General features: G+C 45.0%; 17 protein-coding genes. 10 read left to right on the top strand and 7 right to left on the bottom strand.

Annotation, left to right across the window (positions count from 1 at the left end):
- Positions 1-31 precede the first annotated feature (31 nt).
- On the top strand, positions 32-1,225 hold the full coding sequence (locus tag CXF82_RS07080) for a conjugal transfer protein TraF (protein WP_101089455.1): 1,194 nt from the start codon (positions 32-34) through the stop codon (positions 1,223-1,225).
- A 30-nt stretch (positions 1,226-1,255) separates the two neighbouring features.
- Here the strand turns inward: CXF82_RS07080 and CXF82_RS07085 are convergent, their stop codons facing one another.
- Positions 1,256-1,984, bottom strand: coding sequence for a sulfite exporter TauE/SafE family protein (locus tag CXF82_RS07085; RefSeq protein ID WP_101089454.1), 729 nt, complete (start codon positions 1,982-1,984; stop codon positions 1,256-1,258).
- Positions 1,985-2,212: 228 nt separating this feature from the next.
- Positions 2,213-2,527 carry a met regulon transcriptional regulator MetJ gene (gene metJ, locus CXF82_RS07090; protein ID WP_101089453.1) on the bottom strand — a complete coding sequence of 105 codons (315 nt, stop codon included), beginning with the start codon at positions 2,525-2,527 and terminating at the stop codon, positions 2,213-2,215.
- A gap of 209 nt (positions 2,528-2,736) precedes the next feature.
- On the opposite strand from metJ, the gene metB reads away from it, so the two are divergent.
- From metB to CXF82_RS07130, 8 genes are all read left to right on the top strand, one after another.
- Positions 2,737-3,897 carry a cystathionine gamma-synthase gene (gene metB / locus CXF82_RS07095; RefSeq protein WP_101089452.1) on the top strand — a complete coding sequence of 387 codons (1,161 nt, stop codon included), beginning with the start codon at positions 2,737-2,739 and terminating at the stop codon, positions 3,895-3,897.
- A 15-nt stretch (positions 3,898-3,912) separates the two neighbouring features.
- On the top strand, positions 3,913-6,306 hold the full coding sequence (locus tag CXF82_RS07100) for a bifunctional aspartate kinase/homoserine dehydrogenase II (RefSeq protein WP_101089451.1): 2,394 nt from the start codon (positions 3,913-3,915) through the stop codon (positions 6,304-6,306).
- 279 nt (positions 6,307-6,585) lie between these two features.
- Positions 6,586-7,476 (top strand): methylenetetrahydrofolate reductase, encoded by an 891-nt coding sequence (gene metF, locus CXF82_RS07105; protein ID WP_101089450.1) that lies wholly within the window; start codon positions 6,586-6,588, stop codon positions 7,474-7,476.
- 43 nt (positions 7,477-7,519) lie between these two features.
- Entirely contained in the window at positions 7,520-7,633 is a 114-nt protein-coding gene (locus CXF82_RS07110; protein ID WP_374702359.1) for a methylenetetrahydrofolate reductase, read from the top strand.
- A 368-nt stretch (positions 7,634-8,001) separates the two neighbouring features.
- Positions 8,002-8,595: a c-type cytochrome gene (locus CXF82_RS07115; RefSeq protein WP_102043928.1), complete on the top strand. Its 594-nt coding sequence runs from the start codon at positions 8,002-8,004 to the stop codon at positions 8,593-8,595.
- Between the two features lie 10 nt (positions 8,596-8,605).
- The gene (locus CXF82_RS07120) at positions 8,606-9,664 is read left to right on the top strand and encodes a c-type cytochrome (protein ID WP_102043929.1); all 1,059 of its coding nucleotides are present in this window, start codon (positions 8,606-8,608) and stop codon (positions 9,662-9,664) included.
- A gap of 119 nt (positions 9,665-9,783) precedes the next feature.
- Positions 9,784-10,161, top strand: a complete 378-nt coding sequence (locus CXF82_RS07125) for a GFA family protein (RefSeq protein WP_101089446.1) — start codon at positions 9,784-9,786, stop codon at positions 10,159-10,161.
- Between the two features lie 14 nt (positions 10,162-10,175).
- On the top strand, positions 10,176-10,421 hold the full coding sequence (locus tag CXF82_RS07130; protein ID WP_101089445.1) for a cysteine-rich CWC family protein: 246 nt from the start codon (positions 10,176-10,178) through the stop codon (positions 10,419-10,421).
- 182 nt (positions 10,422-10,603) lie between these two features.
- Here CXF82_RS07130 and CXF82_RS07135 read toward each other — a convergent pair whose 3' ends face one another.
- The 4 genes from CXF82_RS07135 to uvrA all read right to left on the bottom strand — a co-directional run bounded on the left by CXF82_RS07135 (position 10,604) and on the right by uvrA (position 16,904).
- Positions 10,604-12,478: a DEAD/DEAH box helicase gene (locus CXF82_RS07135; RefSeq protein ID WP_101089444.1), complete on the bottom strand. Its 1,875-nt coding sequence runs from the start codon at positions 12,476-12,478 to the stop codon at positions 10,604-10,606.
- Positions 12,479-12,706: 228 nt separating this feature from the next.
- Entirely contained in the window at positions 12,707-13,663 is a 957-nt protein-coding gene (locus CXF82_RS07140) for a M28 family peptidase (protein WP_102039544.1), read from the bottom strand.
- Between the two features lie 64 nt (positions 13,664-13,727).
- Complete coding sequence (locus CXF82_RS07145; RefSeq protein ID WP_102043930.1) at positions 13,728-14,045, bottom strand: hypothetical protein; 318 nt, start codon at positions 14,043-14,045, stop codon at positions 13,728-13,730.
- An 18-nt stretch (positions 14,046-14,063) separates the two neighbouring features.
- Positions 14,064-16,904 (bottom strand): excinuclease ABC subunit UvrA, encoded by a 2,841-nt coding sequence (uvrA, locus tag CXF82_RS07150; RefSeq protein WP_101089441.1) that lies wholly within the window; start codon positions 16,902-16,904, stop codon positions 14,064-14,066.
- A gap of 265 nt (positions 16,905-17,169) precedes the next feature.
- On the opposite strand from uvrA, the gene CXF82_RS07155 reads away from it, so the two are divergent.
- A complete protein-coding gene (locus CXF82_RS07155) occupies positions 17,170-18,537 on the top strand; it encodes an MFS transporter (RefSeq protein ID WP_102039546.1) in 1,368 nt (455 codons plus the stop codon).
- 99 nt (positions 18,538-18,636) lie between these two features.
- Here CXF82_RS07155 and CXF82_RS07160 read toward each other — a convergent pair whose 3' ends face one another.
- Entirely contained in the window at positions 18,637-19,962 is a 1,326-nt protein-coding gene (locus CXF82_RS07160; protein WP_102039547.1) for a phosphatase PAP2 family protein, read from the bottom strand.
- Between the last annotated feature and the right edge of the window lie 32 nt (positions 19,963-19,994).

The following is a 19,994-nucleotide window of genomic DNA, read 5'->3' on the forward strand; positions in this document are numbered from 1 at the left end:
AAGCGTTAAGGACATAAAAAGGGCGGAATGGATGAAACTACGTAAATTAGCGCTATTGTGTGCATTAATCCCCAGCTTTTTTGCCTATTCAGGGCAAGAGTATTATGAGGCCCGTAGCGATGCGATGGGCGGCGCAGGTGTTGCATCATCTAATAATGAGGGGGCTGCATTCGTCAATCCTGCTCTTCTCGGTTTAAATGCGCACAAAGATAACTCAGCTGTATTACTGATGCCGGTATTGGGTGTTGATATGGCCGACAGCGACAACATGATTGATAAATTCGACTCTCTTATTAGCTCCTATGATGGTTTAGCCGCAGCCATAGATGCAGGTAATAGTGCCAATATTGATGTTTACAGAGATGATTTGATCCTCGATTTAGAATCACTAAAAGGCACATCAGCTTATGCCAGTGCTGGTCTTGGCTTTAGCGTGGCCATTCCGCATCAAAGAATGCCAATGGCCATTTTCTATAAAAGTTATGTTAGCGCCGTTGGTGTTGCCGACATTGCTCAATCTGATATTGATGCGCTGGCGAATTTAGATGCCAATAATCCGCCTGCAGTGACAGACTTAGCGTCAAGTGGTCAAGTTATTGGAGGCGCTGTTTCTGATTTAGGTATTGCGTTAAGTTTCCCGCTTTCTATCGTTAATATGCCGATCTCTGTCGGTATATCACCTAAGTTCCAACGCATTGACACTTATAACTATCGCGCTAGCGCGAACAACTTCTCTGCTAGCGACTTTGATGATGTTGAATATCGTAACGATGAAACCAGTTTCAATGTCGATGTCGGTGTGGCTATTGAACCTATCAACGGCTTAGTCTTTGGTTTATCAGGTCGAAATTTGATTAGCCAAGATGTCGATACCATTGAAGTTGAAGGGCAAAAGTTTACCTACAGTGTTGAGCCTTTAGTTACCGCGGGTGTTGCTTATGACTGGAGGCGATTAACGGTTACTACCGATGTTGATTTAATTGAGAATAAGAAGTTTAAAGAACTTGATGGCACCCAATATTGGCGCGTAGGAGGCGAAGTACGTGCATTTGACTGGATGTCATTGCGAGTGGGCTATCGTCACGACATGAAAGATTCAACGGCTAACATTTATTCTATTGGTTCTGGCTTTGCTTTTGGAGAATCATTTTTCCTAGACTTTACTGGGATGTTTGGCAGCGATGAAGCCATCGGTGGCGTATTGCAAACCTCATATCACTTCTAACACGCCATGATTTATCGATTTATAGCTGAGTTAACTGAGTTCGATAACCGATTTAATCGTTAAGATAAGTGCACTGAAACTACATAAAACCAGAGTGAAAGCTCTGGTTTTTTGTTTATCGACCCTGCCTACCAATCTGCCTGCAACGGCATAGCCCAATATGACTGAGGGCAATAGCATTAACGATGCCCACAAATGCTCAAGCTTTAGCAGCCCTGCAAATCCCAAAATGGTCAAAGCAATCATTGAGCTGAAAATAAAGAAAGCTGAAAGGGCTGCTCTAAACTGGCCGGCATCTTTACCTGCGAGTAATATTGCCAACGGCGGACCACCAATGGCGGCAATGTTGCCAAAGACGCCTGAGAGGATCCCAGCAATAAACAGACTTACACGGTTCACAGGGATACTAAACTTCATCAAACTAAAGCCAACGGCGAGCGCAACGATAAGAGCAATTGCCAGCCCTAAAATAGGTTGAGGGGCTATTACGATAAGCGTAGCGCCTAAGATACCGCCAGGAATACGTCCCAGTAGCGCATACTGCAGTCCGTTGAACTCAAGCTGACCACGCTCTCTAAAAAGCGTCAATACAGCGGTAGAGAATCCCATCATAATGACTGATGCTGGCACTAGGGAGGGCTCGATAATATATAACAGCGGACTTGCGATGACAGCTAAACCAAAGCCAATTAAACTCTGTGTTAATGCACCACAAAATATAATGATTGAGGCGAGAATGAGCGTGCTTGGCTCTAACATTTGGCTACCTAGAGGTTGTTAAATTTTCGAGCTTATTTTTTGTTCGAGTCTTTGTAATAAAGAATAATGATTTTATGACAAGGTTTGAGCGAAAGCTCATAACGCATTTTTGTCATAAAAAAATAGCAGCACAGAAACGAACCCGAAGGGCGCGGCTTCTGGTTTTTTACTCGAGCGAATGCAAACAAGGACCGCTTTGCGATCCTTGTTTGCAAATACTGAGCTGGTTTACTCTAGCTCTTCCCACTCAATGCCCATCTCATCCATCAAGCGTTTAACTTCCGCAGGCATGCTATCCGGCCTATCTTTTGATAGATCACCATCATTTGGCAACGGTTGTCCTGTGTAGGCGTGTAGAAACGCTTCACAGAGCAATTCGCTATTGGTGGCATGACGTAAGTTATTCACTTGGCGGCGTGTACGCTCATCGGTAAGCACCTTGAGTACTTTTAAAGGAATAGAGACAGTAATTTTTTTAACTTGCTCATTCTTTTTTCCGTGTTCAGCATATGGGCTGATATAATCGCCGTTCCACTCAGTCATTGACTCACCTGTAATTTTTAAATGCGGGGCAGATTTTAACCTCTTATGCAGCACAGTCAAATTATTGCCTCTATTTTATGACAAATGCAAATAGATTTCTAAATGCTTAGACGTCTAAACGGCTAAACTGGTTGACTAGGGTGAATTGCTTAGGTACATTTAGACGTCCAGACATCCCTAGTAAGAAAATATAGCAAGAGGAGTAGTACATGACCGAGCGTAAACTAGCCACTGTAGCTGTACGCCAAGGCATTGAGTCCGATACCCAACACGGTGCGGTTGTACCCCCGATCTATCTTTCTACCAATTATTCTTTTGATGGCCACAAAAATCCAAGAGATTTCGATTATAGCCGCTCAGGCAATCCCACTCGGTCAATCTTGGGTGACGCTATTGCTGAGCTCGAAAAAGGCTGTACTGGCGTTGTGACTTGCACTGGGATGGCTGCAATCACCTTAGCCACCAGTTTACTTGGGCCAGATGATTTGTTGGTGGTACCTCATGATTGTTATGGCGGTAGTTATCGTCTATTTACCAATCTTGCTAAGAAAGGCCAGTTTAAACTTGAAGTGGTTGATCAAACCGATGCAGCGGCATTGGCAACAGCCATTGCTAACAAACCTAAGATGGTGTGGCTAGAAACACCGTCAAATCCATTGTTACGGGTTGTTGATATCACGGCGATCAGTGCTGCCAGCCATGAAGTTGGCGCGCTTGTTGTGGTTGATAACACCTTTCTATCGCCCATCTTGCAACAGCCTCTGCTGTTGGGTGCTGATATTGTTATTCACTCGACCACAAAATATATCAATGGCCACAGTGATGTTGTCGGCGGTGCCGTGGTGGCGAAAGATGCTGAACTGGGCGAATTATTGCATTGGTGGTCAAATACCTTGGGGCTTACCGGCGGTGCATTTGATAGTTATCTAACATTGCGCGGAATTCGAACACTTGCAGTGAGAATTCGTGAACATCAGGCGAATGCGCAGCGGATCCTTGCTACTCTTACCCGTCATCGCGCGGTAGAGAAAGTGTATTACCCCGGCCTTAAAGATCACCCTGGTCATGAAATTGCTGCCAAGCAGCAAAAAGGCTTTGGTGCCATGCTCAGCTTTGAGCTAAAAGGCGGGGAGGAACAGTTAGTCGCTTTCTTAAAAAATCTTAATTATTTCTCTGTTGCAGAAAGCCTCGGAGGAGTAGAAAGTCTAGTGGCTGTGCCTGCAACCATGACGCATCGAGCGATGGATCCTGAGGCACGCGCACAAGCAGGGGTTAAAGACACCCTTATTCGTCTTTCAGTTGGTATTGAAGATGCTGACGATCTTGTTGCCGATATTGAAGCTGCACTCAATGCAGCTGTCGTTTGTTAATTAAAGGGGTTTAAGATGGCACGCTGTCACTTACATAAATTTGGTGGCTCCAGTTTAGCTGACGCAGACTGCTATCGTCGCGTTGCACATATTCTCCTGACTCATGGTAACAGTGACGATCTTGTCGTGGTTTCTGCGGCAGGAAAAAGCACTAACTTTCTGTATCGATTACTTGAGTTGAGCACGACTCAGCAGTTATGGCAGGAAGAGCTACAAATACTCATTAGTTTTCAACAAAAGCTGATCGAACAGTTATTGTCGAATGAGCAAGCTCGCTCGCTTAGAGAGCGACTATCAAACGATAAAGCGCAACTGATCAGCTTGTTGTCTATAGAATCTATCAACGATTACCAAAGTAGCCAAGTGGTGAGTTTTGGTGAGCGCTGGTCGTCCCGTTTACTGGCGGCGTTATTACGAGAGTCTGGTGTGGCTGCATCTGATGTTGATGCGCGTACCTTACTGATTGCTGATGAAGGCGCAGTGCCGCAGATCCGCTTGCAAGACTCGCGTCAAAGAGTGCAAACACTCATTGCAGCTCATCCAAATGAACGACTCATTATCACTGGCTTTATTTGTGCCAATGACAAGGGCGATACCTTGTTATTAGGCCGTAATGGCTCTGACTTTAGTGCCACGCTAATTGCCAGTTTGGCGGATATTGAACGGGTGACGATTTGGACCGATGTTGAGGGTGTATTTAACGCCGATCCGAATAAGATTAATGATGCCAAGCTATTGAGCAGCCTTTCGTTAGACGAGGCCAATCGTCTGGCGCATTTAGGTTCGCCAGTATTGCACAATCGTACCTTGCAACCCTTGTTTGATACTGAAGTGAGTCTTGCTGTTCGCTCAAGTTATGCATCACATACCGACTTTACGCTGATAGCGCCTAAAAGCTCGTCAGCCAGTGCGCCAGTGGTGACTAATCTAAACCGGGTGTCACTGTTTAACATTCAGTTGAATGGGGCTTTATCTGCATTGTTAAGTTTGCTAACTGATTCAGGGCTTTATCCGCTAGCGCATTGGTCGCTTGCGAAAAAGCGGGTTGAATTAACCGTTACCCTTGAGAATCAGAAGCAAGTTCAAGCGTTGCTCGATGCTAATCGCGAAGCGCTCGGTATTACTGATGTTCAAATTAGAGATGATTTCGGTCTGGTTGCGTTAGTGAGTGCCGATGCGGATCTTTATCGTCGTGGCTTTGCTCGATTACTCAGCCGTAATGCTCGCCCGCTGTTTAATGACGGCATGAGCTTGGTGACATTAGTGCCGCAATCGCAGGTGAACTTATTGACTCAAAAAGTGCATCGTCGATGTGCTGGCCCGCGTAAACGTATTGGCGTATTGCTCTTGGGTGTCGGCAATATTGGTGAAGCTTGGATAGAGCTATTTAACGGCGCACGAGCGGCCTTAAATAAAGAGATTGAGGCCAGTGTTGAGCTTGTCGGGCTGGTTAGCTCCCGAAAAGCCTTGATTAGCGATACGGGAATAGCACTGGATTCTTGGAAAACAGTATTTGAGCAAGATGCAACACCTTGGCAGTACAGTCACTTGTTTGATGAGTTACAAGCACTTGAATGTGATGAAGTTATTGCGCTTGATATCAGTGCCAGCGCCGATCTAACGCTGCAATACCCGGAGTTTTTTGCCCGCGGTATTCATGTTGTCAGTGCCAACAAACTTGCAGGATCTGGACCACTGCCTTTTTATCGCGAGCTAAAACTACAACTGGGTAATCGCCGCTTGTTTTGGCGTTATAACGCCAGCTGTGGTGCCGGACTTCCGATACAACATGCCATTAATGATCTGCATAACAGCGGTGACAGTATAGAAGCGGTCGGTGGCATATTTTCAGGTACCTTATGTTGGTTATTTGAAAACTATGATGCAGTTAAACCCTTCTCTGAGCTGGTGGTTGAAGCGCGAGGATTGGGGATCACAGAGCCCGATCCACGTGATGATTTATCGGGTCGTGATATGCAGCGTAAGTTGCTCATTTTGGCACGTGAAATTGGCTTAGAAATTGAGCTTGAAGATATTGAGCTTAAGTCATTGGTGCCTAAGCATCTTGCCGAGCTACCGTTAGCACAATTTTTGTCACGTATTGATGAGCTTGATGACGATATGCTACAGCAGTATTTAGCTGCAGTTGAGCAAGATAAAGTGCTTAGGTATGTCGCCGCGTTAGATAGAGTTGATGGTAAATTAAAGGCCGAAGTGAGTCTGCAATGGGTTGATAATAGTCATCCGTATGCCAACTTAACGCCGGGCGATAACGTGTTTGTTATTCGCAGCCAGTTCTACCAAGACAATCCACTGATTATTCGTGGGCCTGGAGCCGGAAGACAGGTGACTGCAGCAGCGGTGCAATCTGACTTAGCGCATATTTGCCGAGACTTACTGCAGGAATAATATTGTAAGGCTGATTGAAGCAGCTAAGCGATTAATTAAACAATGCATGTCAGTTACGCTGGCATGCATTTTTTGGTTTTAAGGCCTGCGTATTCGATTTCTATTGGTACATTCTGCTGCTGAATTAGCGGGCTATTTTATTGTCCGAAGAAAAAAACGCACTTGCCTGCTTTTTACACTTGACTTCAATCTCAGTTTCTCTAGTATATGGACATATAGACGTCCAAACGGCTATGTTGAAAATGGCTAGACTAACGAGTTGAAGTAGAGGAAATAGAAATGGGCTTTCATCATGCACAACATGCGACATCATTGAACCAGAGCTTATCTGAGCTAAAAGATGATATAAACGTTTCTTTTGAATTCTTCCCGCCTTCGACTCCAGAGATGGAAAAGCTATTGTGGAACTCTATTCGTCGTCTTGAGCCACTGAATCCTAAATTTGTGTCTGTTACTTACGGTGCAAACTCGGGGGTTCGAGATCGTACTCATGGCGTGATTGAACGCATTCAAAAAGAGACTGATTTAGTTGCAGCTCCGCATCTAACATTGGTGGATGCGAGTGATGAAGAACTCAAAGAACTGGCTAAGCATTATTGGAATAGCGGTATTCGTGACATAGTTGCCTTACGTGGTGATTTGCCTGAAGGCAGTGCCAAACCAACACGTTTTGCTAATGATCTCGTTCGTCTGCTACGTTCGGTGGCAGACTTTGATATTTCTGTTGCGGCTTATCCAGAAGTGCATCCTGATGCAAGCAATGCTCAAGCAGATCTTATCCACCTTAAGAAGAAGATCGACGCAGGTGCTAACCGCGCGATTACACAGTTCTTTTTTGATGTTGAATCTTATTTACGTTTCCGTGATCGCTGCGCTGCAGCAGGCATCGATGCTGAAATTGTCCCAGGTATCCTACCGGTGACTAACTTCAACCAAACTAAGCGCTTTGCGGCCATGACTAATGTATCCATTCCAAGCTGGTTACACCGCCAATTTGAAGGCCTTGAAGATGATGCGACAACCCGTCAGATGGTCGGAGCCAACGTAGCGATTGATATGGTTAAAGTCTTATCTCGAGAAGGGGTTAAAGATTTCCATTTCTATACGCTGAACCGTGCAGAACTGACTTATGCGATATGCCACACTCTTGGTGTTCGCCCAGGTAAATAGCAAACCCGTTGTAGTTTAGGATCCAACGTTTCTGATATTGGATATGGTTAAAGTCTTATCTCGAGAAGGGGTTAAAGATTTCCATTTCTATACGTTGAACCGTGCAGAACTGACTTATGCGATATGCCACACTCTAGGTGTTCGCCCTGGTAAATAAGTCAGAAGCGAACGTTCCGAGTAAATAGCCAATCCTCTTTAGTCAGCGAGAATAAACCAATAACCTACTTGTTAGGCTGTTGGTTTTTTTGTTTTTAACAGCACTCGTTTAAAGATTAACCACTAGTCTAATCTGTGGATATAGCTTGTGAATACAGTCTTTCTAGATGACTTTCAGGCTGTTTGTTGCGGCTCCTAAAAGGCTAAAAGTAAGTATTGCTGACTTCTTAATAAGGGGGTCATGAACAACATTAATTCCTCGTAACGTGACTTCATCTTTTGGTTAGATCTGTTCGTTGTATTTGATAAATGAGCAATTACTTCTCAGAAGCGCTATTGTTAAAACCATCAACTGATGGAGATATAAAAATGAAACGTGGATTGATAACGTGTGCTTTATTGGTGCTAAGTGCATCCTCTTATGCGGCGATGCCGCCTTCGGCAGCGCTGTGTGGCAGTTGTCATGGCCCTCAAGGGCAAGGCATAGAGCCTCTTGGCCCAAGATTAGCAGGGCTATCTGCTGATTATATCGCCAAACAAATTAAGTTGTTTCAGACCGGTAAAAGACAGAATGCGACCATGCAGCCTATGTCAATGACCCTCCAAGGTGATGCTGTTTATGCTGTTGCTGACTATTTTTCATCATTCGACGTGCCTATCGTTACACCTCATCTACGGGGTGAGAAAGCGGTATATGAAGATCCAACTGAGCAGCTAGTCTATCAAGGCGATTGGCAGCGAGTCATCCCAGCTTGTGTTACCTGTCATGGACCTTCAGGGCTTGGTGTGGGCGAATTTCCTCGGCTTGCAGGTCAGCAAGCATCCTACATTAAGAACCAGTTGATAGCGTGGCAGAAAGATTCCCGCAGTGGCGATCAAGATGGTGTGATGGGGACCATTGCTGACAAACTTACCAGTGCCGAAATTGATGCATTATCGAAGTATTTCGCAGAATTAAAATAAGGGGTTAACCATGAAAGTATCTCATTTAAGTTGGCTCATTATTAGCCTTAGTCCTAGCTTGCTGGTACAAGCGCAAGAACTGCCGGATAAACAGACTGAGCTTATTGCTAAGGCCAAGCAAGTTGGTCAAGCTTATTTAGTCCCTAGAGATTTAAGCTCGATTCCCCAAGGTGAGTTTGGCGATAAAGTTCGCTTAGGCTATCAGTTATTTGTTAATTCACAGCAGATGCGAGATAGCTATGTTGGTAATAATCTCAACTGTTCTAACTGCCATATGGATGCTGGCCGCCGCGCTAATGCTGCACCGCTATGGGCTGCCTATTTTGCCTATCCAGCCTATCGTAAGAAAAACGATAAAGTGAATAGCTATGAAGAGCGTCTGCAAGGGTGTTTCACTTACTCAATGAATGGCACACCGCCAGCGTCAGGCAGCAAAGAGCTGGTTGCGCTCTCTGCTTATTCCTACTGGCTCGGCATGAGTGGCTTAATGGATCAAGCTGGAATCACGACAGCAGTGGCTGAATTATCTGATAGTGACCTACTTAAAGGGGGGAAGCGCGAAGATATGCCATTACCTGAAGCCGTAAAGACTGCAATGACTCAGCCTGAGCGTGCTGCACTGCCAGGGAAGGGATTTCCTAAAATTGTCGCGCCTAAGCTGGCGTACTCACCTAAGCGCGGTAGTGAGGTTTATCAGGCTCATTGTCAGTCTTGTCATGGCGCAGATGGTCAAGGCTATGAGAGTGCAGGGGTTTACTCATTACCACCACTTTGGGGGCCACAGAGCTTTAACTGGGGCGCGGGTATGCATAGGGTTAATACCGCGGCTTACTTTATTTATGAAAACATGCCATTCAGCAAAAGTGTTCAGTTGAGTAATCAACAAGCCTGGGACGTTGCGGCATACATTAATGCACAAGAGCGCCCACAAGACCCAAGATTTACCGGTGATATAAAGCAACTGAAAGGCAAGTATCATAAGCACCAGGGCTACTATGGCAGCAGTGTTGACGGTAAACCTGAACTTGGTAGCAAAGCTTATGGGAATAACCCTAAACGCAGTGATTAATGGCTGTATTGGTGGTTAGATCTCTAACGCTAAGTTGGGATTTATTTTGCTTAGAAATGGGGTTCGTTAACGCGAGCCCTTTTTGTTACATTAACGGCCTGTAATCATAAGGAGCAACAATGAAACAGACACATACAGCCAGTTGTCATTGTGGTGCGGTTCAATTAGCGCTTAACCTACCTGATGGCATTATTGATTTGCGACGCTGTGATTGCTCTATGTGCAGGCGTCGTGGCACCATCGTCACTTCTGCTGAGCTTGATGGGCTTAAGGTCGTTGCGGGTAAGGATAAACTATCGCTGTATCAATTCAATTCTGGTACCGCTAAACACTATTTTTGTAGCGTGTGCGGAATATATACCCACCATCAACGGCGCTCAAATCCAAACCAGTTTGGTGTTAATGTGGGTTGTATTGAGGGGGTTAACCCCTACGAGTTAACTGGCGTGACTCTTTGTGACGGGGTAAATCATCCCGCAGATCGATTAGTCAAATAAACGGACAATATATTATGACGACAGATCCTTCCATTTGCCCACTATGTCAGTCCCAAAATCGCTGTTCAGTATTACAGGGCAAGAGCATTGAACAATGTTGGTGTCGTTCGCAAGCATTTCCATCTAAGGCTGCACTTGAGCTTGCGGTAAGTGCAGAGCGAGTTAATCCTCTATTAGCGTCTAAATCCTGCCTCTGTCAGGCATGTATAAAGGCATTGAAGCAGCAAGAAGAGACTCAACAGTACAAAAGAGTCGATTAAGAGGGCTTACAGGGTGCGTAGCCACGACGGTTAATTGATAGACATTCGAAAACAAAAAAGGAGCCATAGGCTCCTTTTTTATGTCAATTTTCCACGGATGGATAAAATTGATTTTATGTTTGCAACATATAGGTCAGTTTCTCATAAGTAGAAACTGACATTATTCTGTTACCTTTGCGAAATTACTCGCCAGCTGGACCTTTACGGTGCGGCTTTCTGTCACCAGAAGGACGACGGTCGCCAGCACCAGTACTTGCACCAGCACCTGCAGGTTTACGAGGACGACGTGCTGGACGGCTATCACCACCACCTGCAGTGTTCTCGAATGTTTCACCCGCAGCTTCACGAATATTCAATGGACGGCCACATACACGTACTTTTCTAAGGTGATCAAGTACGTCTTTTGGCATTCCGTCCGGAAGGTCTATCGCAGTGACATGATCAAACAATTGGATTTGACCAATGTAACGGCTGTCGATGTTTGCTTCGTTCGCTACTGCACCCACAATGTTACCAACGCCAACGCCATTCTCACGACCTACGTCGATGATATAACGGCACATCTTAACATCTGGGTTGTCCTTCAATGAATCAGCTAGACCGATACTAGACGGTGTAGGACGAGATTCACGACGTGGACGATCTGGACGGTCACTACGTTCACGAGGAGCGCGGTCACTACGATCATTGCGGTCACGAGTGTTACGATCATCACGGCTATCGCGCTGACGCTCATTGATTGATGGCAATTGTAGAGGACGATCTTTCTGAACTTGCTGTAGCAAAGCTGCTGCAAGTAAATCAGTATCAACTTCTAGCTCTTGACATAATTTAGCGACTGCACCTTTCATGAAGTCTAAAGAATCTTTAGCAATCAATTCGCCAATTTGCTCACCTAAGCGAGAAAGACGACGTTCAGTCACTGTCTCTGGGCTTGGTACGTCCATTGGTGAGATGCGGCTATTCGTAGCACGTTCGATAGTGCGCAACATACGCATTTCTCTGTGTGTAACGAAAAGAATCGCCATACCTGTACGACCAGCACGACCAGTACGGCCGATACGGTGAACGTAAGCTTCAGTATCATATGGGATATCGTAGTTTACTACGTGTCCAATACGCTCAACATCAAGACCACGAGCTGCAACGTCGGTTGCAATAATAATGTCTAGCTTGCCACGTTTAAGCTGATCAACTGCACGTTCACGTGCTTGTTGATTCATATCACCATGTAGTGGTGATGAAGCATAACCGCGGGCTTCTAACTTTTCAGCGAGTTCAACACAACTGTTACGAGTACGAACGAAGATGATAATACCTTCGGTCTTCTCAACTTCTAGAACACGTACTAACGCTTCTAGTTTATTGTGTTGTGATACTTGTACAAAACGCTGTTCAATTGTTTCAACAGTAGTCGTTGTTGTCGCAATCTTAACGTGTACAGGTTCAGTTAAATATTTGCCCGCAACACGTTTAATTTGCTCAGGCATAGTGGCTGAGAATAACGCGAGTTGACGTTGCTTAGGTGTATGCTCAAGGATCCATTCGATATCATCGATGAAGCCCATTTTTAGCATTTCATCGGCTTCATCAAGCACCATCGCTTTAAGCGAGTCTAGCTTAAGAGTACCACGACGCATGTGGTCCATAACGCGACCAGGAGTACCCACAATAATTTGTGGTCCACGACGTAATGCCGTTAATTGCTGTTGCATGCTTTGTCCGCCGTAAATAGGCAGAACGTGCAAACCTTGGATGAATTTTGCATAACTTGCGAAAGCTTCAGCAACTTGCACTGCAAGTTCACGTGTTGGTGCAAGTACCAAAATTTGTGGAGAATTAGTCTTTGGATCAATGCGGTTCAGTAGAGGTAGTGCAAATGCACCTGTTTTACCTGTACCTGTTTGTGCTTGACCTAAAATATCTTTTCCGGCCATGAGAGGATCGATACTCGCGGCTTGGATTGGCGTTGGTTTTTCATAACCGAGCTCGTCAAGAGCACGCAACAAAGGCTCGGAAAGACCGAGTTCGCGGAAAGTTTTTTCATTGGATGACATGGGTTGTAGCCTTGTGGAATAGCGAGCGCAATATTTACGCCTGGGTTTTTATAGACAGAAAATCAACCCCGTGTCGACTTCCCGCACCGAAACATTTATCAGTAAGCCGATTATTATAGCAGGGTGCAATTGGTATTACCATTTTATGCTGCTATTTTTATTGATTACTAAGCAATTTGTAGGCCAATTAATGGTTTAACTAGGCATGAAAATCAATAATCATCGTTTCTAAGGGCTATTTTGGAGAAGTAAACTGTCAATAATCAGTAGTTGGTAAGCAGATTCAGCCACAGCAGCAACAAAACTAATATCTATTTTATCTGCTGTATCACTCGGTTGATGATAATCCTTATGCGTGGGTACCCCAAAGTAAAGCCAAGGGATCTTTGCTTTATGCAAAGGGTAATGATCAGATGCCCTTAAAAAATCAACGCTGATGACACTGCCATCAAATGATCTCGGCTGTCTGGTTTTAACGCAAAGTTGGTTTGACTGCGTTATAGATTGTTGCATGAGTTTAAATGAGTCAAAGCGCCTTGCCCCTTCAATATAGATAGCATGACGTCTATCGGGGCGTCCTATCATATCTAAATTAATGGCAAGCTCTATTTGGGATATTCGGGGTTGGGTATTAACTTCGGTAAACTTATCAACTAGCGCGTAGGCGCCGTATAATCCCGGCTCTTCGGCATCGGTCGCGACGAAGAGTAGATTGATATCACTTGCTTGAGTGACCGCGTGCTGAGCTAATTGCAGTAAACCTGATACCCCGGAGGCGTTATCATCGGCACCGTGATAAATTCGCGATCCTTTGCTGCCCAGGTGGTCGTAATGCGCCAACACTATTCGCCATTGCTTTGTCGGTGTTTGGGCTAATACTACTCCAGCAATATTAATCCCAACTTTGTCAGAAAAAGAGACTGAGTAACTAAAGGGATGCTGGTAGTCGCCTTGCCATGGTGTAAGGCCAATCTGTTGAAAGCGATCAATGAGATAACGCCTTGTTAAGGCTGCCCCCTCTGATCCGGTATCCCGTCCTGCAAAATCATTTGAGGCCAGTTGTGTTATATCGGCGCTGATTTGAGTATGGTCAGCCCAACGAGATTGTGGATGCGTATTGCAGTGAGGAACACTGCTGCAAGCAATAAGAGTCGAGCAAACAATCGCCGCTAATAAACACCGCATGCAATTTCCCTATGCCAGTCAATATAAATATTACTTTGACGTTTACCCTACATATATCGCTTTGCTATAGCGACTTTTTTTTATTGCTAGCGTGCTCATTGAGCAACAACGGAGGGGTGGAGGTTAGCTTGTATTCGCTAGTACCTGAAAATAGGCGCTGTTTTACCCCAACCTGTACATGCGATTCTTCCTCTAAGTTGCCTACAGGTACACGTGCGACTGAACCATTAGGCAGTGCGATAGTGCTGGTTTGATTATTACTGTTAATCACTCGTGCTTTGATGGATTTACATTGACCAAACAATGGGTCAACCACAGCTAAAATGAGCAGGCCTAGTGTGAACACTAGGCCTGTGGCTAATAAAATATTACTACTTGGCATTAAGCTAATTTGTCTCTTTTACTTTGCTAAAAGCGGCTTTAAAAAGCGAGCTGTATGAGATTCAGTATTTTCAGCGACCTGTTCAGGGGTACCTGCTACCAAAATTGTACCACCACCAGAACCTCCTTCAGGGCCGAGATCGATAATCCAATCTGCCGTCTTAATCACATCTAGATTATGCTCAATGACCACAATGGTATTGCCATGGGATTTAAGGCGGTGCAATACATCGAGCAATAATTGGATATCAGCAAAGTGCAATCCAGTCGTGGGTTCGTCCAATATGTACAGCGTTTTACCAGTGTCACGTTTAGACAGCTCTTTTGCCAGTTTAACTCGCTGAGCTTCACCGCCAGAGAGTGTAGTGGCGCTTTGTCCTAAACGGATATATGACAAGCCAACATCCATGAGGGTTTGTAGCTTACGCGCTACGGCAGGAATGGCATCGAAGAAGGGTCTCGCTTCCTCTACCGTCATCTGTAGCACTTCGTGAATGTTTTTACCTTTAAAGCGTACGTCTAACGTTTCACGGTTATAGCGTTGGGCTTTACAGTCATCACAGGGCACATAGACATCGGGTAAAAAGTGCATCTCCACCTTAATCAGTCCATCACCTTGGCAAGCCTCACAACGACCGCCTTTGACATTAAATGAGAAGCGTCCTGGTAGATAACCTCGAGTACGTGACTCTTGTGTCGCTGCAAATAGTTCACGAATAGGGGTGAAAATACCGGTATAGGTCGCGGGGTTAGAACGCGGTGTACGGCCAATGGGGCTTTGATCAATATCGACCACTTTATCGCAATGATCCATACCGACAATACTCTTATACGGTGCGGGTTCATCAACGGTTGCGCCGTTTAACTCTATATGGGCAATTTTATAAAAAGTGTCGTTAATTAAGGTCGATTTACCTGAGCCGGAAACCCCAGTAATACACGTGAATAGTCCGACAGGGATCTGTAAATCAACATCTTGCAAGTTATTACCTGAAGCACCAAATAGCTCGATGATTTGCTCTGGATCGAATTCGGTTCGCGCGGTTGAAATGTGGATCTGTTTTTCACCCGATAGGTATTGGCCAGTAATAGACTCTTTACACTCCAGCAGATCTTGCAGCGTGCCTTCACCAATAACTTGTCCACCATGTACGCCTGCACCGGGACCGATATCAATCACATGATCGGCCATGCGAATGGCATCTTCGTCATGCTCAACCACAATAACCGTATTACCGAGATCTCGCAGATGAATCAGCGTTTGCAACAAACGTTCATTATCACGCTGGTGTAAGCCAATAGAGGGTTCATCTAATACATACATCACGCCCACGAGTCCGGCGCCAATCTGGCTTGCAAGACGAATTCGCTGAGCTTCGCCGCCTGAAAGCGTATCGGCAGAGCGCGATAAGCTAAGGTAGTTAAGGCCTACATTGACTAAGAAGCCTAAACGTTCACGCACCTCTTTTAAGATTTTGTCGGCGATCTGAGCGCGCTGACCTGTTAACTCAAGATTGTCGAAATAGTTCATGGCTTCGCCAATAGACCAATGAGTTAACACCGGCAGATTGAGCTCATTAATGAAAACGTTACGCGCTTCTTCACGCAGACGTGAGCCACCACAGCTTTGGCAAGACTGGGTATTAACAAACTTGGTGAGTTCGTCGCGTACCGCATTGGATTCTGTTTCGCGGTAACGCCTATCCATGTTATTTAAAATTCCCTCGAAAGGGTGATTTCTGACCACAACATCGCCGCGGTCATTGATATATTTGAACGCGATGCTTTGTGTTCCAGAGCCATACAGCACAATTTTTCTGACATCATCGGTGAGTTGCTCGAAGGGCTTCTCTATATCAAACTTGTAGTGATCGGCTAACGAGGTGAGCATTTGGAAGTAATAGAAGTTACGTCGATCCCAACCTCGAATGGCACCGCCCGCAAGTGACAGTTCAGTGTTAGTTATCACTCTTTCGGGATCAAAATACTGCTGAACACCAAGACCATCACAGGTTTGGCAAGCCCCTGCCGGGTTGTTGAACGAGAATATACGCGGTTCAAGTTCTGCCATGGAATAGCCACAAACAGGGCAGGCAAAATTAGCCGAAAAGACATGCTCTTCTGCTTTAGCTTTACCTTCTACAGGGTCCATACTGGTCACTTTGGCAATACCACCAGAGAGTTCCAGTGCCGTTTCGAATGACTCAGCTAAGCGTTGTTTAATGTCATCACGGACCTTAAAGCGATCCACGACCACTTCGATAGTGTGTTTTACATGTAGGTCGAGCTCTGGTGGATCGGTTAAATCCCACACTTCACCGTCAATTCGAGCACGAATATAACCTTGTGCCGATAAGCCTTCGAGTAACTTTACGTGTTCACCTTTACGGGCGTTAACCACTGGGGCAAGTAACATGAGGCGACTGCCTTCTGGCATCTCAAGGACTTTATCGACCATTTGGCTGACAGTTTGCGCCGCTAATGGTTCGCCATGAGTTGGACAACGCGGTTCACCGATCCGGGCAAATAGTAGTCTTAAGTAATCATAAATTTCGGTAATCGTACCCACGGTCGAACGTGGGTTATGAGAAGTCGATTTTTGCTCGATAGAAATAGCGGGACTTAAGCCTTCGATGTGATCAACATCGGGCTTTTCCATTAAACTTAAAAACTGACGAGCGTAGGCGGATAATGACTCTACATAGCGTCGTTGCCCCTCTGCATACAAGGTATCGAATGCTAATGAGGATTTGCCTGAACCTGATAGCCCGGTGATAACAATTAGTTTGTTACGGGGAATGGTTAGGTTGATGTTTTTAAGATTGTGGGTTCGAGCGCCACGTACTTCAATATATTCCATCTAGCGTTCAGATCTCAAAGCCGAAAAAAGTGGTTAAGTATCTCACAAATCCGGGCGAGGCAATAGACAAAGTGAGTTATCAATTGTAGGAGACATATGTGGATTTTGCAGGAAAAACAAAGGAAACCAAGCGAGCATGCGGCTTTGCAGTTAATGCTCAAAAGGTGACTTGAGTATACATCTTTTGCTTTTCCTTTTGGGTTAATGAAAAACTTCGTGGTAAACTGCGCGACTTAATTAGAGTTCACTGATCAGGGCGGGGGCAATGGCCAATAACGGACTTTCCAAGACTGAGAAAAAAGTCGCATTTTCTTTAGCGAGTGTATTTGGATTACGCATGATGGGTCTATTTATGATCATGCCTGTCTTCGCACTTTATGGACAGCATCTAGAAGGCTTCTCACCATTATGGGTGGGTATTGCTATTGGTGCCTATGGCTTAACGCAAGCAATTCTTCAAATCCCTATGGGGATCTTATCTGATAAATACGGCCGTAAACCCATTATCTTAATCGGGTTGTTGGTCTTCGCTCTAGGTAGTCTGGTTGCTGCTAATGCCGACACTATTTATGGCGTTGTTGCGGGGCGAGCCTTGCAAGGTATGGGCGCTATTGCCGCAGCTGTTCTGGCGTTAGCCGCCGATTTAACCCGCGATGAACAACGTACTAAAGTGATGGCCATTATCGGCATGTGTATTGGATTCTCCTTTGCATTATCACTCTTAGTCGGCCCCATTGTTGCGCAGCATTTAGGCTTGTCAGGCTTATTCTTTATGACCGCAGGCTTAGCTGTTCTAGGCATGTTGATCGTACAGTTATTAGTGCCAGACCCAATTTCACAAGCACCTAAAGGCGACACCGTCGCAGCACCTGAAAAGCTGCGTCGCATGCTGGTCGACCCGCAATTATTTAGACTTGATGCTGGTATCTTTATTTTGCACCTGGTGTTAACCGCGGTGTTTGTTGCACTCCCTTTGGATTTAGTCGATGCAGGGCTTGCCAAAGAGGAACATTGGATGCTGTATTTTCCAGCATTTATGGGCGCGTTTTTCTTAATGGTGCCGCTGATTATTATTGGTGTTAAGCGTAATAATACTAAAGCAACGTTTCAAATTGCACTGCTGCTCATGATGGCCGCATTGGGTTCGATGGCACTATTTGCCGACAATCTGCTGGTATTGAGTATTGCAGTGGTGCTGTTTTTTACCGGTTTTAATTACCTTGAAGCCTCTTTGCCAAGTCTGATTGCTAAGTTTTGTCCTGCTGGCGATAAAGGTTCTGCAATGGGCGTATATTCTACTAGCCAATTTTTAGGCGCATTTTGCGGTGGTTTATTGGGTGGTGGTGCCTATCAGCTTGTGGGCGCAGAAGGGGTCTTTGCGGTTGCATTGGGCTTAATGTGCGTTTGGCTTTTACTGACTTTGGGTATGAAAAATCCAGTGTTGCTGAAGAGTTATACCTTAGAGGCTGAGGTCAGTGACAGACCTGGTGCAAAAGCAATGGCAACAGAATTGTCAGCGTTAACTGGCGTCGTTGAGGCCATAGTGGTACTTGAAGAAAAAGTCGCTTATTTAAGAGTAGATGACCATTTCGATTTGAAAGCAGCGCGAGCGGTACTTGGCTCTGCCAGTTAGCGGACGCCTTATAAAGTAAGATGTCATTTTAACTAAGAGCAATATTGCTATCAGTAGGTTAGTAATATTGTTCTTAGTAAGATCGCTCTTAGTCATAGTTTAGAAAGAATAATCGACAGAAAAACCACCAAAATCAAATATCGCATCATTATAATATTCATCGGTATCAGTCTTTTGTGCAAATTGCCCGTAGAATAATGACGTCGACCAACGTTCACTTATTTGGTACGCAATACTTCCCCATAAAGAGTCGGACTCATAATCTGATAAACCCGATAGTTTGTAGCCAACACTTGCAGAAATACTCTCGGTAAATTGATAGCCAGCTTCGACAGCAAGAGACGGAACGATAAAGATATCATCGTGTTCACTTAAGTTATCGCCATCGTAATTATCAAGTCGAATAGATTGACCGACAACAGTTAATCCAGCCCCTACATCCGCTTTCCAGGCACTGTCGGGAAGTAACTTAACCATATAGTCACCAGACAGCGACCAGCTACGATAGGCTGAAATGACTTCACTGCCCGTTGAGTAGTTTTTACCGCCAAAGTTTATATCTTCTTTTAATACTACAGTGTCTCTGGTTTCCAATGGGGTGAATTCAAAAACGAGGTATTGTTGCTCATCGAGTCCCCATTTTAGCAGTGCTGAAGCATAAGTATTGGGTTCAGACTCTTTGCTGAAATCATTAAGATCAAAACTACTTTTACCCTGTTCGTAAATAGTATTTTCTTTGGTGTTAAAGCCACCAATTGACAGTGTGTAGCTGTGTTTAAGTTCACTCTTTTTTTCACCCCAACCGCTACTTCCTTTTGATGATGGCTGACTTTTATTGCCCGCAAGGCCGGGGGTATAACTCATGGCTAAGCCTATATGCTCTTCACCAAAGCTTGGTGCAATCACAAGATCTGTTCGATTATAAGGATCGGTAAAATATAAGCTGCTCATGACCGCAATAGAAGCACCCGCTAATACATCATCGACATAATGTCTGTTGGACCACAAGCGGCTGCCACCTACGAAGGCTGCTGCTGCGTACGCAGGGATCCCCCATGCATTACCATATCGATGGTGGATATAAGCCGCGCCAGAAAATGCCGCAGAAGTGTGGCCGGAAGGAAAAGAGTTTGCTTCACTGCCATCGGGTCTGAGGCGCTCATAGCCAAACTTGAGAGTGTGAGTAATAGCTGCAGTGGTGGCAACGACTTTGGTTAACTGCCAGGCACCTTCTGTGTCACCAATCCATAAGCTACCAATCAAGGCTCCGGCTGGGAGGGCTATTTGTACAATATCGCCAACCTCCGAAATTGTGCCTGATTGACTTTCAAAAATCTCACTCTGTGCTTCAGCTATATTCGGCATAGATATAAGACAAATTGACGCAGCGATTGCTCGACTAATAACAGAAGCCTGAAAATGCATATAATAATCCTAAAGACAAAACGTGATTAAAT

The organism is Shewanella sp. GutDb-MelDb (assembly GCF_002836075.1).
Lineage (GTDB): Bacteria > Pseudomonadota > Gammaproteobacteria > Enterobacterales > Shewanellaceae > Shewanella.

What these genes read in the sequence shown, in the direction of transcription:
- CXF82_RS07110 (WP_374702359.1), top strand. Translation starts at nt 7,520, where the DNA reads ATGGTTAAAGTCTTATCTCGAGAAGGGGTTAAAGATTTCCATTTCTAT.
- CXF82_RS07115 (WP_102043928.1), top strand. Translation starts at nt 8,002, where the DNA reads ATGAAACGTGGATTGATAACGTGTGCTTTATTGGTGCTAAGTGCATCC.
- CXF82_RS07125 (WP_101089446.1), top strand. Translation starts at nt 9,784, where the DNA reads ATGAAACAGACACATACAGCCAGTTGTCATTGTGGTGCGGTTCAATTA.
- CXF82_RS07120 (WP_102043929.1), top strand. Translation starts at nt 8,606, where the DNA reads ATGAAAGTATCTCATTTAAGTTGGCTCATTATTAGCCTTAGTCCTAGC.
- metJ (WP_101089453.1), bottom strand. Translation starts at nt 2,527, where the DNA reads ATGACTGAGTGGAACGGCGATTATATCAGCCCATATGCTGAACACGGA.
- CXF82_RS07160 (WP_102039547.1), bottom strand. Translation starts at nt 19,962, where the DNA reads ATGCATTTTCAGGCTTCTGTTATTAGTCGAGCAATCGCTGCGTCAATT.
- metB (WP_101089452.1), top strand. Translation starts at nt 2,737, where the DNA reads ATGACCGAGCGTAAACTAGCCACTGTAGCTGTACGCCAAGGCATTGAG.
- uvrA (WP_101089441.1), bottom strand. Translation starts at nt 16,904, where the DNA reads ATGGAATATATTGAAGTACGTGGCGCTCGAACCCACAATCTTAAAAAC.
- CXF82_RS07140 (WP_102039544.1), bottom strand. Translation starts at nt 13,663, where the DNA reads ATGCGGTGTTTATTAGCGGCGATTGTTTGCTCGACTCTTATTGCTTGC.
- metF (WP_101089450.1), top strand. Translation starts at nt 6,586, where the DNA reads ATGGGCTTTCATCATGCACAACATGCGACATCATTGAACCAGAGCTTA.
- CXF82_RS07080 (WP_101089455.1), top strand. Translation starts at nt 32, where the DNA reads ATGAAACTACGTAAATTAGCGCTATTGTGTGCATTAATCCCCAGCTTT.
- CXF82_RS07135 (WP_101089444.1), bottom strand. Translation starts at nt 12,478, where the DNA reads ATGTCATCCAATGAAAAAACTTTCCGCGAACTCGGTCTTTCCGAGCCT.
- CXF82_RS07130 (WP_101089445.1), top strand. Translation starts at nt 10,176, where the DNA reads ATGACGACAGATCCTTCCATTTGCCCACTATGTCAGTCCCAAAATCGC.
- CXF82_RS07100 (WP_101089451.1), top strand. Translation starts at nt 3,913, where the DNA reads ATGGCACGCTGTCACTTACATAAATTTGGTGGCTCCAGTTTAGCTGAC.
- CXF82_RS07085 (WP_101089454.1), bottom strand. Translation starts at nt 1,984, where the DNA reads ATGTTAGAGCCAAGCACGCTCATTCTCGCCTCAATCATTATATTTTGT.
- CXF82_RS07155 (WP_102039546.1), top strand. Translation starts at nt 17,170, where the DNA reads ATGGCCAATAACGGACTTTCCAAGACTGAGAAAAAAGTCGCATTTTCT.
- CXF82_RS07145 (WP_102043930.1), bottom strand. Translation starts at nt 14,045, where the DNA reads ATGCCAAGTAGTAATATTTTATTAGCCACAGGCCTAGTGTTCACACTA.